We start from the raw sequence: 20,466 nt of genomic DNA on the forward strand, positions 1-20,466 counted from the left end.
GGAATCTTTTATCTTCTCATCTTTATGAGCGTTGTCCTTGCGGGGACCATGCTCAAGGTGCTTGAAAGTTTCCTCAAGCCTGTTATTCTGGCCGTACTTTTAGCGGCAGTTTTCTACCCCTTCGTAAAAAAACTTTCCACAAAATTCAAGCTTCCCTGGTTTTTCGGCATCCTCATTGTCTACGCCCTTTTTACGGTTATTTTCTTTGGACTTGGAAACATTCTTTCGACCAGTTTCATGTCGATTCTAGAGTCATTCCCGAAATATGAAGAGCGTTTCCGCATGATTTACCATACAATGCAGGACAGCTTTGCCCAAAATCAGGATTCAGGACTTTTGAATTTCTTCTTCGATTTCAACAAAGACCAGACTCTGCTCGAAAATCTTTCTTCACAGCTGAACATAGTTCCCCTGCTCAAAAACTTTGCCGTAAACTTCACGAATTTCATGCTTTCATTCACGAAAAGCACATTTTTGATTATCCTTCTTTCGATTTTTCTTCTTTTGGAAATCAATTTCACCAAAAAAAAGGTCTACGCGGCTTTTTCCGGTCACTCAAGCACAAAGATTCACGACATCATGAACAGGGTTGCGCGAGACACGACCCATTACATTTCAATCAAGTTCTTTATCTCCCTTCTTACCGGGATTTTCGTCTTCATTTTCTGTCTTATCGCTGGAGTTGACTTTCCCTTAGTCTGGGCCTTTCTTGCCTTTGTACTTAATTTCGTTCCAACTTTCGGCTCAATCATTTCCTGGGCAATCACGACGATTTTTGCCTTTTTACAGTGCTATCCTTCACCATTTCCGGTAATTTTTATCGCGATTTCAGTTCTTGTAATGAATGTATTTTTGGGAAACGTAGTAGAACCTAGAATTGAGGGTGAAAATCTAGGAATATCGCCCTTCATGATTCTCGTAAGCCTCTCTCTCTGGGGCTGGCTCTGGGGATTTTTAGGCTTAATCGTAGCCGTTCCCCTCATGGTAATCATCAAAATCTTCTGCGAAAACATCCAGGTTCTCCGACCCATCGGAATTCTACTGGGCAGCGGTAAAAATCTGGAAAACCTCTACAATGCAGGAAAATAAAAAATCCGTACCCTTGGGCACGGATTTTTTTATTTAGATTTTCGGAGTCTTGGCCAGTGATTTGGCGATTTCATCGTCTGTCGGAATGTAGTCGCTCATCGTGCCGTCATTGAAAGCCTTGTATGCATACATATCGAAGTAGCCTGTTCCTGTAAGGCCAAAGAGGATTGTCTTTTCCTCGCCGGTTTCCTTGCATTTTAGGGCTTCGTCAATCGCAACTTTGATTGCGTGGCTGCTTTCCGGAGCCGGAAGGATTCCCTCAACGCGGGCAAAGGCCTGAGCTGCCTCAAAAACAGCAGTCTGTTCGACAGAGCGTGCTTCCATGAGGCCGTCATCATAAAGCTGGGAAAGAATTGAGCTCATTCCGTGATAGCGCAAGCCGCCTGCATGGTTTGGTGAAGGCATGAATTCGCTTCCGAGAGTGTACATTTTTGCAAGAGGACAAACGTGACCAGTGTCACAGAAGTCGTAAACATAGCTTCCGCGGGTAAGTGACGGACAAGAAGCCGGCTCAACAGCGATGAACTGATAGTCAGCCTCACCACGCAATTTTCGCCCCATGAACGGAGAAATCAAGCCGCCCAAATTTGACCCGCCGCCTGCACAGCCGATGATTACGTCCGGCTTGATGCCGTATTTGTCCATTGCGGTCATTGTCTCAAGGCCGATTACAGTCTGGTGGAGCAAAACCTGATTGAGTACGCTGCCGAGAACGTAGCGGTAGCCTTCCTGTTTTGTGGCAGCCTCTACAGCCTCACTGATAGCACAGCCCAAACTTCCGCCTGTTCCTGGGAACTCTGCAAGAATCTTGCGGCCGACTTCGGTTGTCTCGCTTGGAGACGGTGTGATTTGCGCTCCGTAAGTGCGGATTACTTCGCGGCGGAAAGGTTTCTGCTCGTAGCTGACCTTTACCATGTAAACCTGGCAGTCCAAATCAAAGTATGAGCAGGCCATTGAAAGGGCTGTTCCCCACTGACCTGCACCTGTCTCAGTAGTAACGCCCTTGAGGCCCTGTTTTTTGGCATAGTAAGCCTGGGCAATTGCTGAATTGAGCTTGTGGCTTCCGCTGGTATTGTTTCCTTCAAATTTATAATAGATTTTGGCCGGAGTTCCCAGTTTCTTTTCAAGGCAGTAAGCGCGGACAAGAGGTGCCGGGCGGTACATTTTGTAGAATTCACGGATTTCAGCAGGAATCGGAATATTTGCAGTCTTATCGTCAAGTTCCTGCTTTACAAGTTCATCGCAGAAGACATGAGAAAGCTCTTCGGCTGTACATGGCTTGCCGGTACCAGGATTCAAGAGTGGAGCCGGCTTCTTCTTCATGTCGGCGCGGACATTATACCAAGAGGTTGGAAGTTCATTTTCATCAAGATAGATTTTGTAAGGGATTTTCTCGGACATATTTTTCTCCAAAGCAAAGTTGTGCGTTATTATTTATAGAAACATTATATATTGGAAACTGGAAATTTGCAAGAAAAAGAAAAAATATATTCTTGCGCCAATGAAATCTTTAAGTTAAAATAAAATATTATGAAAAAAATCACCTCCGTTTTTCTTCTCATCTCTTCTATTTTATTTAATGCATTTTCACAGTCAGCGGCCAAGGGAAACATTGACCAGTCATTCCTAAACGACTTTGTTCACAGGACATGGACAACGGCAGACGGTCTTCCCGGCATGACAATCACGGCCCTCATGCAGGACAAAAAGGGCTACATATACATCGGCACCTATGACGGCCTGGTACGCTTTGACGGAATTGAATTCGTCAATTTTTCACGCAATTTCGATCCAAAATATGATTTCGTTGCAGTCCGCTCAATCTTTCAGGATTCAAAAGACAACATCTGGGTCGGACACAACGACGAGGGCGTAAGCTGCATAAAGAAAAACGGAGAAATTAAAAAATTCTCCACCGAAGACGGTCTTCCCCACAACTCAATCCGGGCAATCTGCGAGGACTACGATGGAAACATCTGGCTGGGAACGGCATCAGGCCTCTGTTATCTCACGACAGAATCAGAAGTTATAATCCCGGACGGACTCAAGGAACTTGGACAGGAAACTATTCAGGTTTCAAAGCTTTACTGCGACACAGCCGGAAGAATCTGGATTTCAACGGCAAACGCAAACGAACTTTTCGTCTATTCAAACAAAAAAGTCGAACTTTTCACCGGAATCACCAAAATCAAAAATCCATCTGTAAACGAAGTCACCCAGGACAAAAGCGGTGCCTTCTGGTTCGGCGTTGCCCCCCACTATTCAGTCAGAATCAAGGACACAGAAGAAACTGTTTTTGATATCGGCCATGACCACACTGAAGGAACTGTCGTAAACTCAATAATTCAGGACAAGGCAGGAGATTACTGGTTTGCTTCTGACAGCGGAATCACAGTCCTCCACAACGGAATGTACACTTACTATGACAAGCGCAACGGAATCCCGGACGACTACATCAACGAAATCTTCGAAGACCGGGAAGGAAACATCTGGGTCGCTTACAACCGCGGCGGAATCGAAAAAATGAGCCACGGAAAATTCCGCACAATCTCAATGCCAATCGCAATCAACGCAATCTGTGAGGATAAAATCCGCAACGTTACCTGGCTCGGAGCTGACGACGGACTTTACTGCTACAAGGACAACAAATTCATCGAAAACAAAATCACCGAAAAGTGCAAGGGAGCCAGAATCCGCCATGTCGGAATGACGAGCGACAACGAGCTCTTGATTTCAGCATACTCTGACTTGAGCCAGATTCGCGTTCTTCCAAATGACGAAATCAAAGTCTGGACAACTAAAGATGGTCTTGCAGGCTTAAAAAACAGGGTCGCAATCAAAACAATGAGCGGTGACTACTACTTCGGAACCACCCAGGGACTGAGCATATTAAACCACGAAGACGGCAAATTCACAAACATCACGCGGGAAAACGGCTTTGAAAACGAATTCATCATGGCCCTTTACGAAGATGAAATCGGTCAAATCTGGGTCGGAACTGACGGCGGCGGAATCTATATCCTCAAGGACAAGGAAATCGTCAAGCACTATAAAACCGATGACGGACTTGCAGGAAACGTAATCTTCAAGATTTCCAAAATCGGTGACGGACTCTGGGTCACGACGGGAACCGGCATTTCCAAATTTATAGAAGAAAGAAACACCTTCTTCAATTTCAACTCACGAAACGGTCTGGGCACTGACAGTATTTTCCAGATTATCTGCGACTACACCCACACAATCTGGATGACCAGCAACAAGGGCGTACTTTCAGTCAATCTTTCAGAAATCGAAGAAGTTCTCGACGACAAGAAAGACAAAATATCAGCAAAATTTTACGGTAACTCGGACGGTCTCATCACGGGCGGCATTACTTCAACATCGGTTTCAACCCAGGATTCGCTGGGCCGAATCTGGTTCACCCTGATTGACGGTTTTGCAATCTACGACCCGGTAAAATCCGGTAAAAATCAGATTGCACCAAAAATCGAAATTCAGGAATACTCAATCGACAACACAAAATTTAATTATAACGGCGAAAAAGTCATTCTCCAGCCTTCAGCAAAGCGTCTCAGCATCAAATTCACGGGACTCAGCTTCATTTCCTCTGATCAGATGCGCTTCCGCTACAAACTGGCAGGCTTCGAACAGGACTATTCAGACTGGTCAAATTTGAGGAACGTTTCATACACAAACTTAAAGCCGGGCACTTATGAATTCACGGTAATCTCTCAAAACAGCGATGAAATCGAAAGCGAGCCGACAAGTCCTATCATCATTGTCAAAAAACCTTACATCTGGCAGCAGATTTGGTTCTGGCCTCTGATTATCCTCATAGCAATTGCAATCTCAACCTTCATGGTCCGACATAAAATCCGCAAGATGCGCCGCTATCAGATTGAGCTTGAGCAAAAGGTCGAAGAAAGAACCCATGACCTCAAGCTTGAGAAAGAAAAATCTGAAAGCCTCCTGCTCAACATACTTCCAAAAGAAGTTGCAAAGGAACTGACCGAGCACCCGAATCAGACAATCGCTAAAAAATACCCAAACATCACGGTTTTGTTCACTGATATCGTAGGCTTTACAAAAATGAGCGACGGAATGAGCGCAGAGGCAGTCGTAACAATGCTGAACAAAATGGTTTCCCTCTTTGACGAGCGGGCAAAACGTGAGGGAATCGAGAAAATCAAGACAATCGGTGACGCTTACATGGCGGCAACAGGCTTTACTGATGAAATCGACCAGGACGGAGCCCTCCGCATGGTCAAATACGCCCAGGGCCTCATGGAAGACGTCAAAAAATTCAACGAAACTTCACCCGTCAAAGTTCAGATCAGGCTTGGAATCAACACAGGAAACCTCGTCGCAGGCGTAATCGGAAAGTCAAAATTCATTTACGACATCTGGGGTGACACTGTAAACGTTGCAAGCCGCATGGAAAGCACAGGCGAGGCCATGAAAATCCACGTCACAGAAATGACCCATGCCCAGACAAAGGACAGCTTTAACTACAGCGAAGGCGTTGAGCTCGAAGTCAAGGGCAAGGGCAAGATGAAAACATACTTCCTGTAATATGACTGCAAGTGATGATTAAAATCCGATTATGTGATATAATAAAAGACTATGGAAAATCGAGAAAATTTTAAGTCACGAATCGGATTTATCATGACTTCAGCAGGTTGCGCAATCGGACTTGGAAACGTCTGGCGCTTTCCTTTCATCACAGGTCAGTATGGCGGAGCGGCTTTCGTTCTGTTTTATTTGCTTTTTCTGGTGCTTTTAGGCGCACCAATTATGATAATGGAATTTGCCGTTGGCCGGGCCAGCGGTAAAAGTGCCGTCCGTTCATTCCATCAGCTGGAGCCAAAGGGCAGCAAGTGGCATATTTTCGGCTATTTTGCGGCAGCCGGCAATTACCTTCTGATGATGTTCTACACCACAGTCGCAGGCTGGATGTTCTCCTACATTTTCAAAAGTGCCAGAGGTACATTCACAGGCCTCAATGCAGAGCAGATTGGCGGCGTTTTCAACACAATGCTGGCAAATCCAGCCGAGCAGCTCTTCTGGATGGCTCTTGTAATCATAATCGGCTTTTTAATCTGTCTGGGCGGCCTTAAAAACGGCGTCGAAAAGGCTTCTACAATCATCATGACAAGCCTTCTTTTCCTCATGCTGGTTCTCGTAGTGAGGGCAGTCACTCTTCCGGGTGCAGGAAAAGGTCTTGCCTTCTATCTCAAGCCGGACTTTTCAAAAATGGCTCAGAACGGCTGGGGTGAAGTAATTTTTGCGGCAATGGGTCAGTCATTCTTCACACTTTCCCTTGGAATCGGAGCTCTTGCAATCTTCGGAAGCTACATCGGAAAGGAAAAGGCCCTCACCGGCGAAGCCCTGCACATCATCACACTCGACACTTTTGTTGCCCTCATGGCAGGCTTTATCATCTTCCCGGCTTGTTTCGCATTCGGCGTAAATCCAGGCCAGGGACCGGGACTCATTTTCATCACTCTGCCCAATATTTTCAACTCAATGTTCCTCGGCAGGCTCTGGGGCACACTTTTCTTCGTCTTCATGTCTTTCGCAGCCCTTTCAACAGTAATCGCGGTCTTTGAGAACATAATCGCCTTTGCAATGGACAGAAACGGCTGGAGCCGCAAAAAGGCTGTAATCGTAAACATCATTCTCATCCTCCTCCTCTCAATTCCTTGTACTCTGGGCTTCAATGTCTGGAGCGGCTTTGTAGTTCCAAAACTGGGCAACATTCAGGACATCGAGGACTTCATCGTATCAAACAACCTTCTTCCGCTCGGCTCCCTTCTCTACCTGATTTTCTGTACTTCTCGCTACGGCTGGGGCTTTGACAACTTCATCGAAGAAGCAAACACTGGAAGCGGCATAAAATTCCCCCGCATCCTCAAATTTTACGTCAGCTGCATTCTCCCGATGATTGTTCTTGTAATCTGGGCTGTCGGCTATCTTCAGAAATTCATCCTCAAATAGGGAAAATGAGCTTTTATGGAAAAACTTGATGTAAAACTCATAGCCCTTGATTTGGATGACACACTTTTAAACGATGACCGCCTCATTTCTGACGGCAATGTCGAAGCCCTTCGTCAATGTGCCGAAAAGGGAATCTACGTCGTTCTCTGTTCCGGCAGGGCCGAAGATGCAATTCTTCCTTTTGTAAGAAGGCTTGAAATCGCTGGCAAAGAGGCCGGCAGATTTATCATCGCAATCAACGGCTGCTCGATTTTCGACATGCACAAAAGGCAGCAGATTTTCTGCCGGAAGGTAAAAGCGGACATTCTTTTAAGGACCAATGAAATCGCCGAAAGCTACGGCCTCAAAACCGAAGTTTACACGCCCGACACAATTTATTACGAGCAGGCAACAAAGTGGACGAAGCTGGACGTTGATTTGTGCGGTCTCAAAGGGAAAGCCGTCGAAAACTACAAGGAATTCATCAAGCAGGGATTTACAAAAATGCTCGTTCCAGGAGAGCCGGAAGAACTTCAGAAATTGCAGACAATTCTGAGGACTGAGTTCGGAGACCAGGCAGTAATTTTTACCAGCAAGCCCTACTTTCTTGAAGTTTTACCGCCTAATTGCGGCAAGGGAGAGGCTGTCGAATGGCTTTCAAATCAGCTGGGCTTTGGCATCGAAAAGACAATGGGCTTTGGTGACAGCATGAACGACGAGAGTCTTATCCGCATGGCAGGCTATGGAGTCGCCATGAAAAACGGCCTTGAAGAAATAAAAAAAATCGCCCGCTTTGTGACTGATTTGGACAATAATCACGACGGCGTTGGCGACTTTTTGAAAAAGCACGTGCTTTAGTTCTACTTAAAAAAGCTTGAGGAATTCCTCTTCATTTATGATAGGAATTCCAAACTTGGCGGCCTTCTGGTTCTTTGAAGAGCCGCTTTCAGTATCGTTTGTGACGAGATAGGTCAAATCTTTTGTAACAGAAGACTTACAGCTTCCGCCAGCCTTTTTGACCATAGCCTCGGCATCCGCCCTCTTCATTGTTTTGAGCTCGCCCGTAAAGCAGAAAGACTTTCCTTCCAGAGCACCGCCTGCAATTTCTTCAAGCTGGATTGTTCCGCTTTGAGTGAGGGAAAGCATTTCTTCCTTATTTTCTGCCAGACCTTCCACGAAAATCTTAGCCGTGATTTCAGCAAAACCGTAAACCGAGGCAATCTGCTCTTCACTTGCAGCAAGAAGTTTTTCCAGTGAGTTGAATCCGGCATCAATCAGCTTCTGAACCATTGTTTCGCCGATTCCTTCGATGTCAAAGGCAGCAACAAAGACTGCAAGGGATATGCGGCGGTGATTCTGAATGCTCTCAAAGACTTTTTTGGCACCAAGAGAATTCTTCTGGTTTTCGATTGATTCCTCGTTCAAAAAATATGGAACAAGCTGCTCTGCAGTAAGCTTATAAATGTCAGAAATTGAAGCAACTTCCTTGTTTTTGAAAAGCTCTCGCAGCAAAGTATCACCGAAATCGCGGATGTCAACAAGGCCTACCCACTTCTGCAGCTGGTGAAGCACCCTTTTATCGCAATTTTTATTTGGACAGTAGAGGCGGCTTCCTTCATCGACAAGCTCGCTTCCACATACAGCGCATTTTTTTGGAAAGACGATTGCACTCGTTACCTGACCGGGTTCTTCGTTCAAAACGCTTTCAATCTTGGGGATAATCTCACCCCGCTTTACGACGACAAGGCGGCTTCCGATTTTGACTCCGAGGGAGCGCATTGTGTCCGGGTTTGCAAGGCTGGCCCTCTGTACTGTAGTTCCGTTGAGCTGAACTTCGTCAAAAATGGCGACCGGCGTGTAAGTTGCACCCGATTCGCTCCATTCGACCTCGCGCAAAGTCGAGACCGCTTCTTCAAGCGAGAATTTAAAGGCAATCTGACGGTCAGGGCGGGCACGGCTGGCATCCTCAAGGTCAATCCGCCTCTCTTTGATTACAAGGCCGTCAATGTCGTAGTCCAGGCCTTTTCTGATTTCCATGACTTCGGCACGGTATTCAATCACTTCATCAGGATTTTTGCAGATTTTAAGGGGCGAAGTTTTGAATCCGCATTTTTGAAGCCAGTTGATTTTTTCTTCTTCGTCTTTAAAAGGACTTGTCCCCTCGGTTGCAAGGGCATCGTAAGTCATGAGGCAGAGATTTTCGCTTCCGGAACCGTCCTTTCGCTTCATGAGGCCGTTTGCGGCATTGCGGCAGTTTGCCTTGTCAGAATAAAATTTCTGGTGAACCGTGTGGGTCATGATTACTTCGCCACGGACGGCTCCGGTAAAGTCGATTTTGTTGTTGTCTGAGTCATAAAGGGCGGCTTTTACCCCCTGCATTTTGCGGGCATTGGCCGTGATGTCGTCGCCGATTGTTCCGTCTCCGCGGGTAACGGCACGCAAAAGCTCTCCGTGAGAATACTGAAGCTCAAGGGAAGCTCCGTCAAGCTTGTATTCGACCAGATATTCGTCGTAGGCATGAGTTTTTGCCCAGGCAAGGAATGCTTGAGGATTTGCGGCCTTTTCCTGGCTGCCCATGGGCATGATGTGGCGGATTTTGGCAAAATTGCCTGAGTCAGCACCTACCCTCTGCAGGACAGGATTCGAAGGATCAAGGGCTTTAAGCTCGTCCCAGAGTTTGTCGAATTCGGCGTCGGAAATTTCTCCCTCGCCGTTGTAGTATGAGTCCTGATATTTTTTTATTAAAGTTGCAAGCTCAGAGATGCGGGCAGTCTCGTCTATGTCAAATAAATCCATAAATTCTATTCGTGTTAATCCGTCTACTAAATTTTTTCAAACATCATTTCGTTGATTACGCGGTTGGCATCAATGCCTTTCTGTTCGAACCTTGTTTCCGGCCGCCATTCCTGGTGGGGAGCGTAGCCTTCGTAACGGTTTTTGAGGCCTGGGGTAACAGAAAGCTGCTCAATGCCGAATTCTGCGTAAGGGAGCCAGTCGGTTACGAAATACAAATATCCGCCCTTAATCAGCTTTTGAACCATTAAATCTGTTCTAGGCCGCTGGACGAGACGACGCTTAAAATGGCGCTTTTTCTGCCAGGGATCCGGGAAGAAGATGTGGAAGGCTGAAACAGAAGAATCTGCCAGCTGATTTTTAAGGATTTCCATCGCATCGTGCTCGATGATGCGGAGGTTTTTTAGATTTTTATCGCGGATTTCACCCAGCAATTTTCCAACGCCAGGCTTGTGGACTTCGATTCCGATGTAATTGATCTGGGGATTGTTCTGGGCGATGATGGCAGTAGCCTTTCCCATGCCGAAACCAATCTCAACTACTACAGGATTTGAATTTCCGAAGATTTTTTCAAAATCCAAAAGGCTTTCTGCATAAGGGATGCAGAATTGGTCGTGCATTTCCTCGTAAGCCTTGCGCTCGCTTGCCGTAAAATGGCCCTGGCGGAGCACGAAAGTATGAATCTCCCGGTGAATTCCGTCAGATTTCCGGCTAGTGGAAATTTCTTCAGTTTGCATAATTTTTCCTCACAATCAAGAATGGGGGCCTTTAATTTTCACTTTCTTTGAGTTTTTCTTCCGGCATAAAACAAATAATAGTGTTTCCGGGTGTAACATAACAGATTCTTTTAGATTCGGCAAGTTTAAAATCCCTGAGAATATCGGCATTTGACTTCCAGGAAGCCTTTGTGCGTCCCATGAAGAGAAGTTCGCCAGATTCATCGTAAATTGCGACATTTTCGTTGGGATTGGGCAGGAATTCCTTGAAATTTTCGGAGGTGGACTTTAAAAGTTCCTTGTTGTAATAGACGGTAAATTTTGCCTCGTCCTTGTTTTCGGCGGCATCGTAATATTCGACGGTATAAATGCCTGTGGGGATTTCCTTTCCTTCCGGCGGATTTAAGTTGACGGAATAGGCATAATTTCTGTTCATTCCGGTGAAAATTCCAGGATTTGAGACAATCCATGAATAGCCGGAAGCATCATTTGAAACGGTAAAGCTTTCTGTCCTCTGGGCCTGATTTGCCAGCTGAAAGAAAACTGCCAGTCTTGAAGCCGGAATTGATTCCTTGTCACTGTAATCAAAAACTGCCGTAGCGGTTACTGAAACAACGTCAGCCTCGCTATCGGAGCATGAAAAAAATGAGAAAAATGCAAGAATGAGAAAGAAAGAAAAAACTTTTGCCCGCATTTAGAAATTGAAAATCAAGTTGATGACTGTCAAATCCTGATTAGCAAACTGGTTGACAATAGACTCAAATTTGACATTGAGTTTTTTACATGCATCATCAAGATAAGAAAGATAATACAAGCCTAAATCAGTGCTGCCCTGACCGTCCGGTATTTCACGGTAGAAATCGATGAGGGAGCGTTTGTTTGTATCGGCAGCCATTTTGTCTTCGATGTTGGCCTTTGCTTCCTGATTTTCATCGCTCTTGTTGAGAACCATGATCTGCAGGCGGCCCTGCTTACCGATAGCCGTTGAACCGCCGCCAAGCTTCCATGAAAGGGATACAAGCTCGTGCTTGCGTTTGAGCTCAGCGATGATTTTGCTGCGGACTTCCGGGTCAAAAAGAAGGGCATCCAGGTCTTCAACACCGTTGTAAAGGACTTTTGCCTCTTTTTTGAGGTTATTGTTTTCGGCGTTGAGGGCAAGTTCCATAAGAAGGATGGAAATGTACTCTGCAACGCGGGATTTTTCCATGTAAATTTGAAGGAGATGACGGATTGCGATGTTAATCTGAGAGAAGCCCTCTTTGTCCTTGAAAAATTTAAGGATGATGTACCAGTTCATGAGGGAGAGGCGGTTGAGGAATTTTTCGGTCATGAGCAGGTAAATGTTGCGCTCTTCAAGCGAATATTCCTTGTTCTCCATGATTGACTTCCAGACAGGATCGAGGATTTCTTTTTTGGCCTGACGGATGATGATTTCTTTTTTGGAAATCATTGAACGAAGCTGCTTGTCGTCAATTTTGGTGCGCTCATCGATGAGTTCACTCGGATTGGTGCGGTTGTGCTTGCGGACACAATCACACTTGATGACATCGGCAAAGACCTGACGGTCAAACTGCTTGTAAAGGATTGAATAGACTACGACTTTTGCCAGATCCATGACTTCCTGACGTACAGAAACGAATTCTGACATGGAAATTTCGATTTTGGAGATGTAGTCTACCATAATCATGTTCTGAATGGACTGTGGGGAGAAGGGATTGAGCGAAATGCCATATTCTTCGAGGTTATCAGCCAGCCGGATACGAAGGAGCTTTTTTTTGTTGCTGATAAAGTGTGACGTACCCTCCTCAGTCAAAATGACTTTTAAAGGCAAGTTCAAAATGAATTTTTTTTCTGCTGGCATAGAATCTCCCTAAAAACCCAATACTATAATTGTACACTAAGGCACTTGAATTGTAAACTGACTAATAAGGGCTGCCAAAATGGCAAAGATTTATTCAGATTGAACAAATCACTTTTTCCTTATATTCTAATTCAAATGCATTTTCGAAAAATTATAGTTTTAGCTTTTCTATTATTTTCGGCACATTTTTCAATTTTCTCGCAAAAAAATCTTCATATTAAAGAACTTTTTGGCAACGAACTTTCCGCAGCCCTGGAGTCTGACCTTTCAGAAAAGGGATTTTCACCAATCCGTCAGGCTCTTTCTCCAACCGGTCAGGATAATTTTGCATATAACATCCTCTTGAATTTTGAAGGACAGGAAGCTGACGAAGTTATTTTCTGCTTCATGCAGGAAGACTTCTTCAGCAATGAAAAGGCGATTTTTGATTTTCTTTATTTTTTAAAAAATCAGAACCACAAGTGCACGGCCACAGTTCTTTTTTCAGCCCTGGACAAATCTGAATACGAAAGCGAAAATTCAATCAGGGGAAGCCAGGTTTTCGCATCATCAATGGACGACACGGATTCCTGCAGCGCAATCATAATCAACTTAAACCCAGACGAGGATACGGCCATCTACACAGGCGGCAAAAAAAATACATCCCCCCTCTGGCTCACCCGCAAAGTCACGGAAAACTTTTTCGACTCAAAAATCAATTTTTCATTCGAGAACAGGCTTTCGGCCATTTACAGACTGGGAATCGTTCAGGGGCAAAAACGACTTTCCTACTTTTTTGAGAACAAGATCCCTGCCCTGGAATTGAATTTCAAAAATTCCGAAGACTTGTTCTGCCTTAAAAAATTCGCAGACAGCTATGACTCAAAGGGCAGCGAAGAGTGGGACAAGCACTATCTTTATGTAAACCGGGGAAGTCTTTTCAAGCCTCTCTTTATCGATGAAAGGACAATCATCATATCCTGCCTCTCCGTAGGCATTTTGACCATCCTCCTTTTGTGTATTTTCTCCTTTTTGGGAGAATTCGGCGAACGTCACAAATACGAGTTCATCAGGTCCAGCTACATGATTCCCTTCACCATCGGACTTTCCTTTCTTTCCCTGATTTTGGGTCAGCATGCGGTAGGCTTTTTTTCTTCCTTTTTCCAGCTGAATCCAATCATCCAGTACGGAATTAAAATCGTCTTCTCCATGTCCTTTCTCTCCCTTCTCTTTACGGTTCAGGGACTTCTCAAGCTTTCACTGACGGCCTTCATGTACGGCTATATCCTTCTTGTCGTCGCGATTTTCAATATTTTCCTTTTTTCAAGCCGCGACTTAACCCTCTTCGTAATTTTTGCCGCTGAATACATTCTGATTTATCTTTCGCGGGGTGCAAAAAGCCTGCCGTCACTGAGCGTATTTTTTATCCTCATGATGCTGCCCTTTGCCCCATACGGCTTCATCATAATCAGGAGCGCCGAGGAAGCAGAACTGACAAAAACAGTTTTTACGACGGCTGGCGGAAACCTCATTCTTTCCCTTGCAATCTTTCCTTTTCAGGTTACCTGGCTTAGAATGCTGGTCTTTCTCAATGTCCGGGCCGGTCTCAAGGGCTACACTCTTAGAAGGATGATTTTAAACGCTATTTTCTCGACGATTGCCATTCTTGCCTTTATTTTCGCCGTTATTTTTGCAATCTCACATTTCATCTACAAGCCGGAAATAAGGGCTGCTCAAAGAATCGAGACAAAAATCGAGCGGGATGAAAGATTTACCCTCTCGGCCAAACTTACAAAAGACGAATTCCAGGGAATGGCCACCCACCACATCAGGATTTTGTCCGACGAAGATGCCCTGAGATATTCAATCGTGCTCAAAGGCAGTGAAAATGCCCACTCGATTTACGATTCAATCTACAACTACACGATTACGACTGACTCAAAGGGAAATGACTCCTATTCTTTTGTGATTCCGGATTACCCTCCAAGAAAGATTACGATTGACTATGCGGCTCCTGCAAAAACAAAGGCTGAGATTGAAGTCACAGCCTTTTACAAAAGTGACAAGCCCAACACGCTCAGGATTGAAAAAAGGGATCTTAAGGTCGAGTAAGTGAATAAAATTTTCCTTCACGTTGATTTAGATGCATTTTTCGCTTCCGTCGAACAGCTCGACCACCCGGAATACCGGGGAAAGCCTGTGATTGTAGGCGGTCTTCCTGGAGACAGGCGCTCAGTCGTGTCCACGGCAAGCTACGAAGCCCGGAAATTCGGAGTCCACTCGGCTATGCCCACTTTTCAGGCGGTAAAGCTCTGCCCCCAGGGAATTTTTGTACGCGGCAGAATGAAACGCTATCACGAAAAATCTGAGGAAGTGATGGCGATTTTCAAGAATTATTCTCCTGACATCCAGCAGATTTCAGTTGACGAGGCTTTCATCGATTTGACCGGCACAGAGAGGCTTTTCGGAGATCCGGTTGAGACGGCAAAAAAACTTAAGGCCGAGGTTCTTGAAAAAACAGGCCTGACCGTCTCTGTTGGGCTGGCATCGACAAAATACTGCGCGAAAATCGCTTCGGGCCTTAAAAAGCCAGACGGACTTACGGTCGTGCCCTTTGGCTCTGAGACAGAATTCATGCTTTCCCTTCCGATTACGAAAGTCTGGGGAGCCGGCAACAAGACTTTGGCAAAGCTTGAGAATTACGGAATCAGAAGTACGCGAGACATCTACATGAGGTCGGAAAAACTTCTTCAAAGCCTTTTCGGAAAAGCGACCGGAACTTTTTTATACAATTCAGTCAGGGGAAACGCCGGGGCAGATTTTCGTGCAGAACCAAAATCCCGCTCAATCAGCGCGGAAAACACTTACGAATACGATTTAACAAGCCCGGATATTATCGAGACAGCACTCCTCTCCCTCTGCCACACGGTCATGTTCCGCAGCCTGCGCGAAAAGGTCCGCAGCTCTTCGGTTGCCCTTAAAATCCGCTACGAGGATTTTTCGACCGTGAGCGTTCAGTCGACCAGCGAGAGATATGTTTCCAGCGTGGACGATTTGTTCGAGCGGGCAAAATCCCTTCTTGAAAAAAAGTGCGACTCAAAGCTGGGAATCAGGCTTCTGGGCGTGGGGCTCTACAATCTTGAGGACGAGGAAAGTCCCCGCCAGCAGGAACTCTTTGACTTTGGCGAAGAAAAAAAACGCAAGCTGGAAAGCGCGATTTTAAAGGCTCAGGAAAAGGATCCGGCTTTAAAAATCACCAAGGCAAGACTTTTGGGAGCAGGCACTCTTGCCCTGGCCATGATTTTTCTTCCCCTTCAAGATGCGGGGGCTCAAAGTGCACCCAAACTTGAAAAGCCGGCCAGCTCTACTCAAAAGGAAGCAGACGGTGCGGCAGGAATCGTTTTTGATACTTCAAAACTCCCCCTTTCTGATTCAGGAAATTTCATCTCGATTTTCAACAGGGACTTCGGCGAGCAGAATGTTGAATTTTTTGCAGAAGGTTACTGGAAAAGCACGGTCACAGGGGGAGCGACCTATTCCTTTGGATTTGGAAGTACGCCTGTCCTTACGACAAGCACGCCTGTCTTTGCCCAGAACGTTGACCTGTCCCTCTATTTCATGCTGAATCATCACTGGTACTTTGAGGCGGCCTTTGCGGACGACTTCAACAAAAATACTCTGGCGGCAGGCTACATCGGTGACGGCTTTTTAAAGTCAGCCCGAATTTCAAACCGCAAAATCATTTTTCCTTCCATATATTCAGTCGATGAAGTTAACCGGGGAATCGGCGGCGGAAACAATCAGGCTCCGGGAATCTCTTTCAACTGGGCGGGCGAAAAGTGGCAGGCAGACGCGGCCTTGCGCTACGATTTGATCCAGGCCCACGAAAAGACCTGGTACGGAAAGAATTCTGTCAGCATAAATGAAATTTCGCTCTCAAATTACAACACGGGAAGCCAGTACTTTTTGCCTGGTGCAAATCTCATTCAGAATGTAAAGGCGATTTACGTCGAATCATCCTCGGGTAGCTTCCGGGACTCAAAGGGCCGCAAGTACAAAAAACTCGACGGCAGCCAGTACCTTCTCCTGGCAGGACAGAATCAGATTTTGCTTTCAAAGGACGCAAGGGCCTACCGTCAGAAGGGAGTGCTGCCAGCTGTCGCGGTGACTTTTTATTCTTCAATTGCTAAGGAGAAAGATGGCTTTGAAGAATTTTTCTCGAAACTTGAGGCCTGGTTCGATAAAAGCCAGGGCGGAAAATTAAAAATCGAAAATTATTTTTATCCGCTCTTTGTCGAAACCGCAAAGGATGCGGGCGCCACCGGAAAAACATTGGGAGAGCCTTATTATTCGATTGACGGCGAGGACTGTCTTTTTCTCCAGCATCCGGGCGGCTTTTCACCTTTTGCCGTAGCCAGTCGCTATGACTGCGGCTCAGGTCAGGCCAGTGACGCTCAGATTGCTGATTCCCAAACTTCTACGGCGGATTCTGACTACAATGTCGTCATTGATGAAGACAATCTCCGTTTTTCCCAGCAGGATTTTTTCTATTCAAATCATCTGTATGCTGACATTTCTTTGAGCGGGGACGAGCCGGCCGATTCTCTGGAAAAGCTGATTCATGACTCATTTCCTCTGGCCCGCTTGAATCCTCAGATTTATCTTGGCGGGGCTTATCAGGATGAAAAAGTCCTTCAAGTCAGGTCTTTCACGCCGGTAAAGAGGCTTGAAATCGGAACAGAGGCAGTTTCCGGCACGGTTACGGTTTACAAAAACGGAGTTCTCGACGGCTCTGCAAAATATGACCCGGAATCTGGCTCCATTACTTTGACTTCAGCCGTGGCTTCAAGCGACCACATCGTCGCCCGCTGGTATGAGGAAAGCGAGGACTCAGAATCAGGGGCCGTATCTGCAGCAGGCGGCTTTAAGTATGACTTTACCGACAGATTTTCTGCCGACATTTCAACTTCAAGCCGCTGGGGCTATTCTCCGGACAGGGAATTTGCCGATTCAAGCTATTCTTCCCAGGGCTTTGCGACCCTTGCCAGCAAGGCAAGCTATGATGGCGAAAGATTTTCTGCCAAAAACACGGCCGCCCTCACCTACGAAAACACAAACACCACGGGAAATTACCGCATTCTGGGAAACGACGACAGGGACAGCGAGACTTACTATCTTTCTAAAAAGGCAGGAATTGATTTACCGGACGGATTCAGCCCGGTCCTGAATGAAAAAAGTCAGGCCGGGATAAATCCAATCGAACTCAAATCTCAAAATAATGGCTCACTCGAAGCAGAAGAAGGAAAGAGCGACCCGGAAATTTCAGGCTATGCCCTTCCCCTTGAATGGGATTTTTCAGGGAAAAGCACCGGAAGCGGAAATGACCTTGCATGGAGCGCAATCAGCATTTATACGCCGGGGCTTTCGGGAAAGCTTGGAAATGCAGGCAATTTTTCAATCGCAATCAAAAATCCCCAGCCAGAAGATTTTTTTGACAGCGAAAATTGCTCCCTTTACCTGCAAGTGGGCCTTTCGGACGACGATGACTTTTCAGTCGAAGAAGCAGAAAAAATCCCGACATGGAAGATTTCAGATTCAAGTGCGGAAGGAGTCAGCAGGGCTTTCGACTTTTCAAAATCTGGCTGGCAAATCGTTAAAGTCTCCCTTTCAAACGAAGACCGAAGTATCATTTCATCCTTGCAGAACTACAATGTCCGCCTCATCCTCACAACAAGCGACATTTCATCACTTCCCAAAAACGGCACGATTTACGCGGGCCCATATGAGGCTGGAGAACTTGTCTTCAATGCGGAATCGGAAGTTGCCGTCACTACGGAAAATTATCAGGCAAGCGACTCAAGCCTTGCCTCGGCAAAAATCAAAAAATTCAACGGCACTTCAACAAACAAGGTTCAGGTCTTTGAATGGAAATTCGATTCTGAGCAAAGCGAAACCCAGGAAATCATTTTCTCGCGCTCTTTCAAGGAAATCGACCTGTCTGATTACAAAAAGCTGAGCTTTTTCCTTAAATTCAAAAGCGATTCGGAAGATTCAGATTCATCAGTAGAAATAAGGCTTTCAAGGCCGAAAAGCCGGGGAAAGGCGGAAGAAGCCCTAGTCTACAAGATTCCTTCCAAAAATCTTTCGGAAAGCTGGCAGGAATACGAAATTGATTTGACAGGCTCAAGAGATTCAAATCTCACGAAAATCGACAGGAATGTAGTTCCGACCAGAATCGAAATTGTCGTCAGGGCAAAGGAAAAGGGCAGCCTCTCATTCGACGAGCTTTATCTGAGCGAAAACACGCCTTTCATTGTGGCTCAGGACAAAATCGAAGCAAATTATAAAATCGACGGGGCGATTCTGGAAAACGAAAATCTTGAAATCCTAAAGGACCTCAAAATCTCTGCAAGCGGTGACGGCTCAAGCTCAATCGAAAGCGAAAATTACAGCAGCAGGGAAAAGAATCTCCAGTCAACAATGTCTCTGGGCTTTACCCTCACAAATCTCAAAATCGCAGGTCAAGCAGCCCTTTCAAACGCATATCAAAATGCAAAATCAAGCGAAAGCGAACAGAAAAACGCCCTGGCCTCAGCCTCTCACTCGCTTGAAACAGAAAAAACCCTTTTCGGAATCCTTTCGTTTTCAGAAAATTATTCATTCAGTTCCAGCGACGGCAGTCTTGAAAAAGCAAACGGAGCTAAAATCGATTTTTCAAATTACTCGCTTCCACTTTCACTCGAAGGAAGGACAAAGGCTGAGTCAGATTCATGGTCGCTCTCGCAAAAGTCAGGGGCAAAAGTCTCTTTCAAACCGCAGAAATTGAATTTCAGCGCGGAATCAAATATTTCCCAAAAAATTTCCACAATTTCTGAAATTAATGACTCTTCAAAGGAAACCGAAAAATTCCGGACTGAAAATTACGCTTCCTCATGGTTCAAAATCACGGAATTCAGCTTTGACAGGGGCGACGAAAGGGCTCAGAAAAGAAGCGTGGGCGGCAAATCTTCACTTTCCTACGCCTTCGACCGGGCAAAATTAAAGCCGGAGCTTTTCTTTGAAACTGAAGGAAATTACAAGTCGTCCGCAAAAGTCACATTTTCGGATACGACGAAATCAGGATTCAACATTCCCTTCAGCCTTGCAAAAAACAATTTCTCATTTTCGTGGACAAAATCATCTGGAAGCACGAATCCAGTCGAAAAAGGCGGAAACTACGAGCGGGACACAGGCGACCTTCAAAAGTCCCTGGCCGAAAAAAACTATTACTTTACGACTCTGCCCCTTTACGACCTTGCAAGTTCTTCTCTGGCCGCAAAAGTTCATGAAGCTGACCGCCAGTCAAATTACTACACAGGAAATTACGCTTTCAACTGGCGAAGGGCTTTTTTTGCAAACAAGTACGATTTTTTCATTCCGATTTCTGCAAAACTTGAAGCCAGCCGGGACATCAGGACAGGCGACAACCTGACCGACTTTTACCAGATTAAAAACACGCTTAACCACACGGCCCTCAACATCTTCGGACGGAACGGCCCCATACCACTTTTCTCATTTTTCTCAAACGACGAATATAATTCGAGCCTGAGCGCCGCCCTAAAAATCCCGCGCAGGGAAGCAGAAAACTTTTCCTATCTCGTGAGCGGATATTTTCAGGCCACCTTCTATTTTTCCGAAAAGAATTACCTGAAAAACGGATTTGAGGGCTCGGTCGAAGGAAAAGACGACTGGAAGGCAAAATATACCCTAGTCTGGAAGCGGGATTCAAAATCGTCGCTCGGAAAGGGGCTGGTATCGATTTTCAGCGAAAAAATGGCCGGTCAGACAAAAAGAATCACAAAAACTGACAGCCTGAATCTGGGCGCAAGCAAGGTTTCGGGAACAAGCAGCAGCACAAAGAAATACAAAATCGACTACATGCACGAAACAGAGACTCAGGTTTCAAAATATGTCTCCCTCAACACGGATCTTGGCCTTGGCTACAATACGACCTGGGGAAAAATCGCAATAATCACGGCGACGGCGACTCTTGGAGCAACGATTAGATTTTAA

The 20,466-nt window shown here is 45.7% G+C and carries 11 protein-coding genes; 6 read left to right on the forward strand and 5 right to left on the reverse strand.

Translation table 11 applies throughout. From position 1 onward, the window contains the following. Nucleotides 1–24 precede the first annotated feature (24 nt). Nucleotides 25–1,089, forward strand: a complete 1,065-nt coding sequence (locus HNP76_RS05100; RefSeq protein WP_246462599.1) for an AI-2E family transporter — start codon at nt 25–27, stop codon at nt 1,087–1,089. A gap of 33 nt (nt 1,090–1,122) precedes the next feature. Here the strand turns inward: HNP76_RS05100 and HNP76_RS05105 are convergent, their stop codons facing one another. Beyond that, nucleotides 1,123–2,490: a TrpB-like pyridoxal phosphate-dependent enzyme gene (locus tag HNP76_RS05105; protein WP_184658155.1), complete on the reverse strand. Its 1,368-nt coding sequence runs from the start codon at nt 2,488–2,490 to the stop codon at nt 1,123–1,125. 129 nt (nt 2,491–2,619) lie between these two features. On the opposite strand from HNP76_RS05105, the gene HNP76_RS05110 reads away from it, so the two are divergent. Genes HNP76_RS05110 through HNP76_RS05120 form a run of 3 tightly spaced genes read left to right on the forward strand, consistent with a single transcriptional unit; the run spans nt 2,620 to nt 7,923 of the window. Beyond that, nucleotides 2,620–5,661 carry a ligand-binding sensor domain-containing protein gene (locus tag HNP76_RS05110; protein ID WP_184658157.1) on the forward strand — a complete coding sequence of 1,014 codons (3,042 nt, stop codon included), beginning with the start codon at nt 2,620–2,622 and terminating at the stop codon, nt 5,659–5,661. A 51-nt stretch (nt 5,662–5,712) separates the two neighbouring features. Further along, complete coding sequence (locus tag HNP76_RS05115; protein WP_184658159.1) at nt 5,713–7,086, forward strand: sodium-dependent transporter; 1,374 nt, start codon at nt 5,713–5,715, stop codon at nt 7,084–7,086. 15 nt (nt 7,087–7,101) lie between these two features. Beyond that, nucleotides 7,102–7,923: a Cof-type HAD-IIB family hydrolase gene (locus HNP76_RS05120; RefSeq protein ID WP_184658161.1), complete on the forward strand. Its 822-nt coding sequence runs from the start codon at nt 7,102–7,104 to the stop codon at nt 7,921–7,923. 6 nt (nt 7,924–7,929) lie between these two features. Here the strand turns inward: HNP76_RS05120 and ligA are convergent, their stop codons facing one another. From ligA to HNP76_RS05140, 4 genes are read right to left on the reverse strand one after another with little or no spacing between them, the layout of a single operon-like run. Next, nucleotides 7,930–9,861, reverse strand: coding sequence for an NAD-dependent DNA ligase LigA (ligA, locus tag HNP76_RS05125; RefSeq protein ID WP_221301057.1), 1,932 nt, complete (start codon nt 9,859–9,861; stop codon nt 7,930–7,932). A gap of 26 nt (nt 9,862–9,887) precedes the next feature. Continuing rightward, complete coding sequence (gene trmB, locus HNP76_RS05130; protein ID WP_184658163.1) at nt 9,888–10,595, reverse strand: tRNA (guanosine(46)-N7)-methyltransferase TrmB; 708 nt, start codon at nt 10,593–10,595, stop codon at nt 9,888–9,890. 31 nt (nt 10,596–10,626) lie between these two features. Continuing rightward, nucleotides 10,627–11,268 carry a DUF5011/hyalin repeat domain-containing protein gene (locus HNP76_RS05135; RefSeq protein WP_184658165.1) on the reverse strand — a complete coding sequence of 214 codons (642 nt, stop codon included), beginning with the start codon at nt 11,266–11,268 and terminating at the stop codon, nt 10,627–10,629. Beyond that, nucleotides 11,269–12,435, reverse strand: a complete 1,167-nt coding sequence (locus HNP76_RS05140; protein WP_184658167.1) for a DUF8084 family protein — start codon at nt 12,433–12,435, stop codon at nt 11,269–11,271. 135 nt (nt 12,436–12,570) lie between these two features. Here HNP76_RS05140 and HNP76_RS05145 point away from each other — a divergent pair, with 135 nt between their 5' ends. Both HNP76_RS05145 and dinB read left to right on the forward strand, forming a co-directional pair. Then, the gene (locus HNP76_RS05145) at nt 12,571–14,526 is read left to right on the forward strand and encodes a hypothetical protein (protein WP_184658169.1); all 1,956 of its coding nucleotides are present in this window, start codon (nt 12,571–12,573) and stop codon (nt 14,524–14,526) included. Further along, a complete protein-coding gene (gene dinB / locus HNP76_RS05150) occupies nt 14,527–20,466 on the forward strand; it encodes a DNA polymerase IV (protein ID WP_184658171.1) in 5,940 nt (1,979 codons plus the stop codon).

The organism is Treponema ruminis (genome assembly GCF_014201975.1).
GTDB lineage: Bacteria > Spirochaetota > Spirochaetia > Treponematales > Treponemataceae > Treponema_D > Treponema_D ruminis.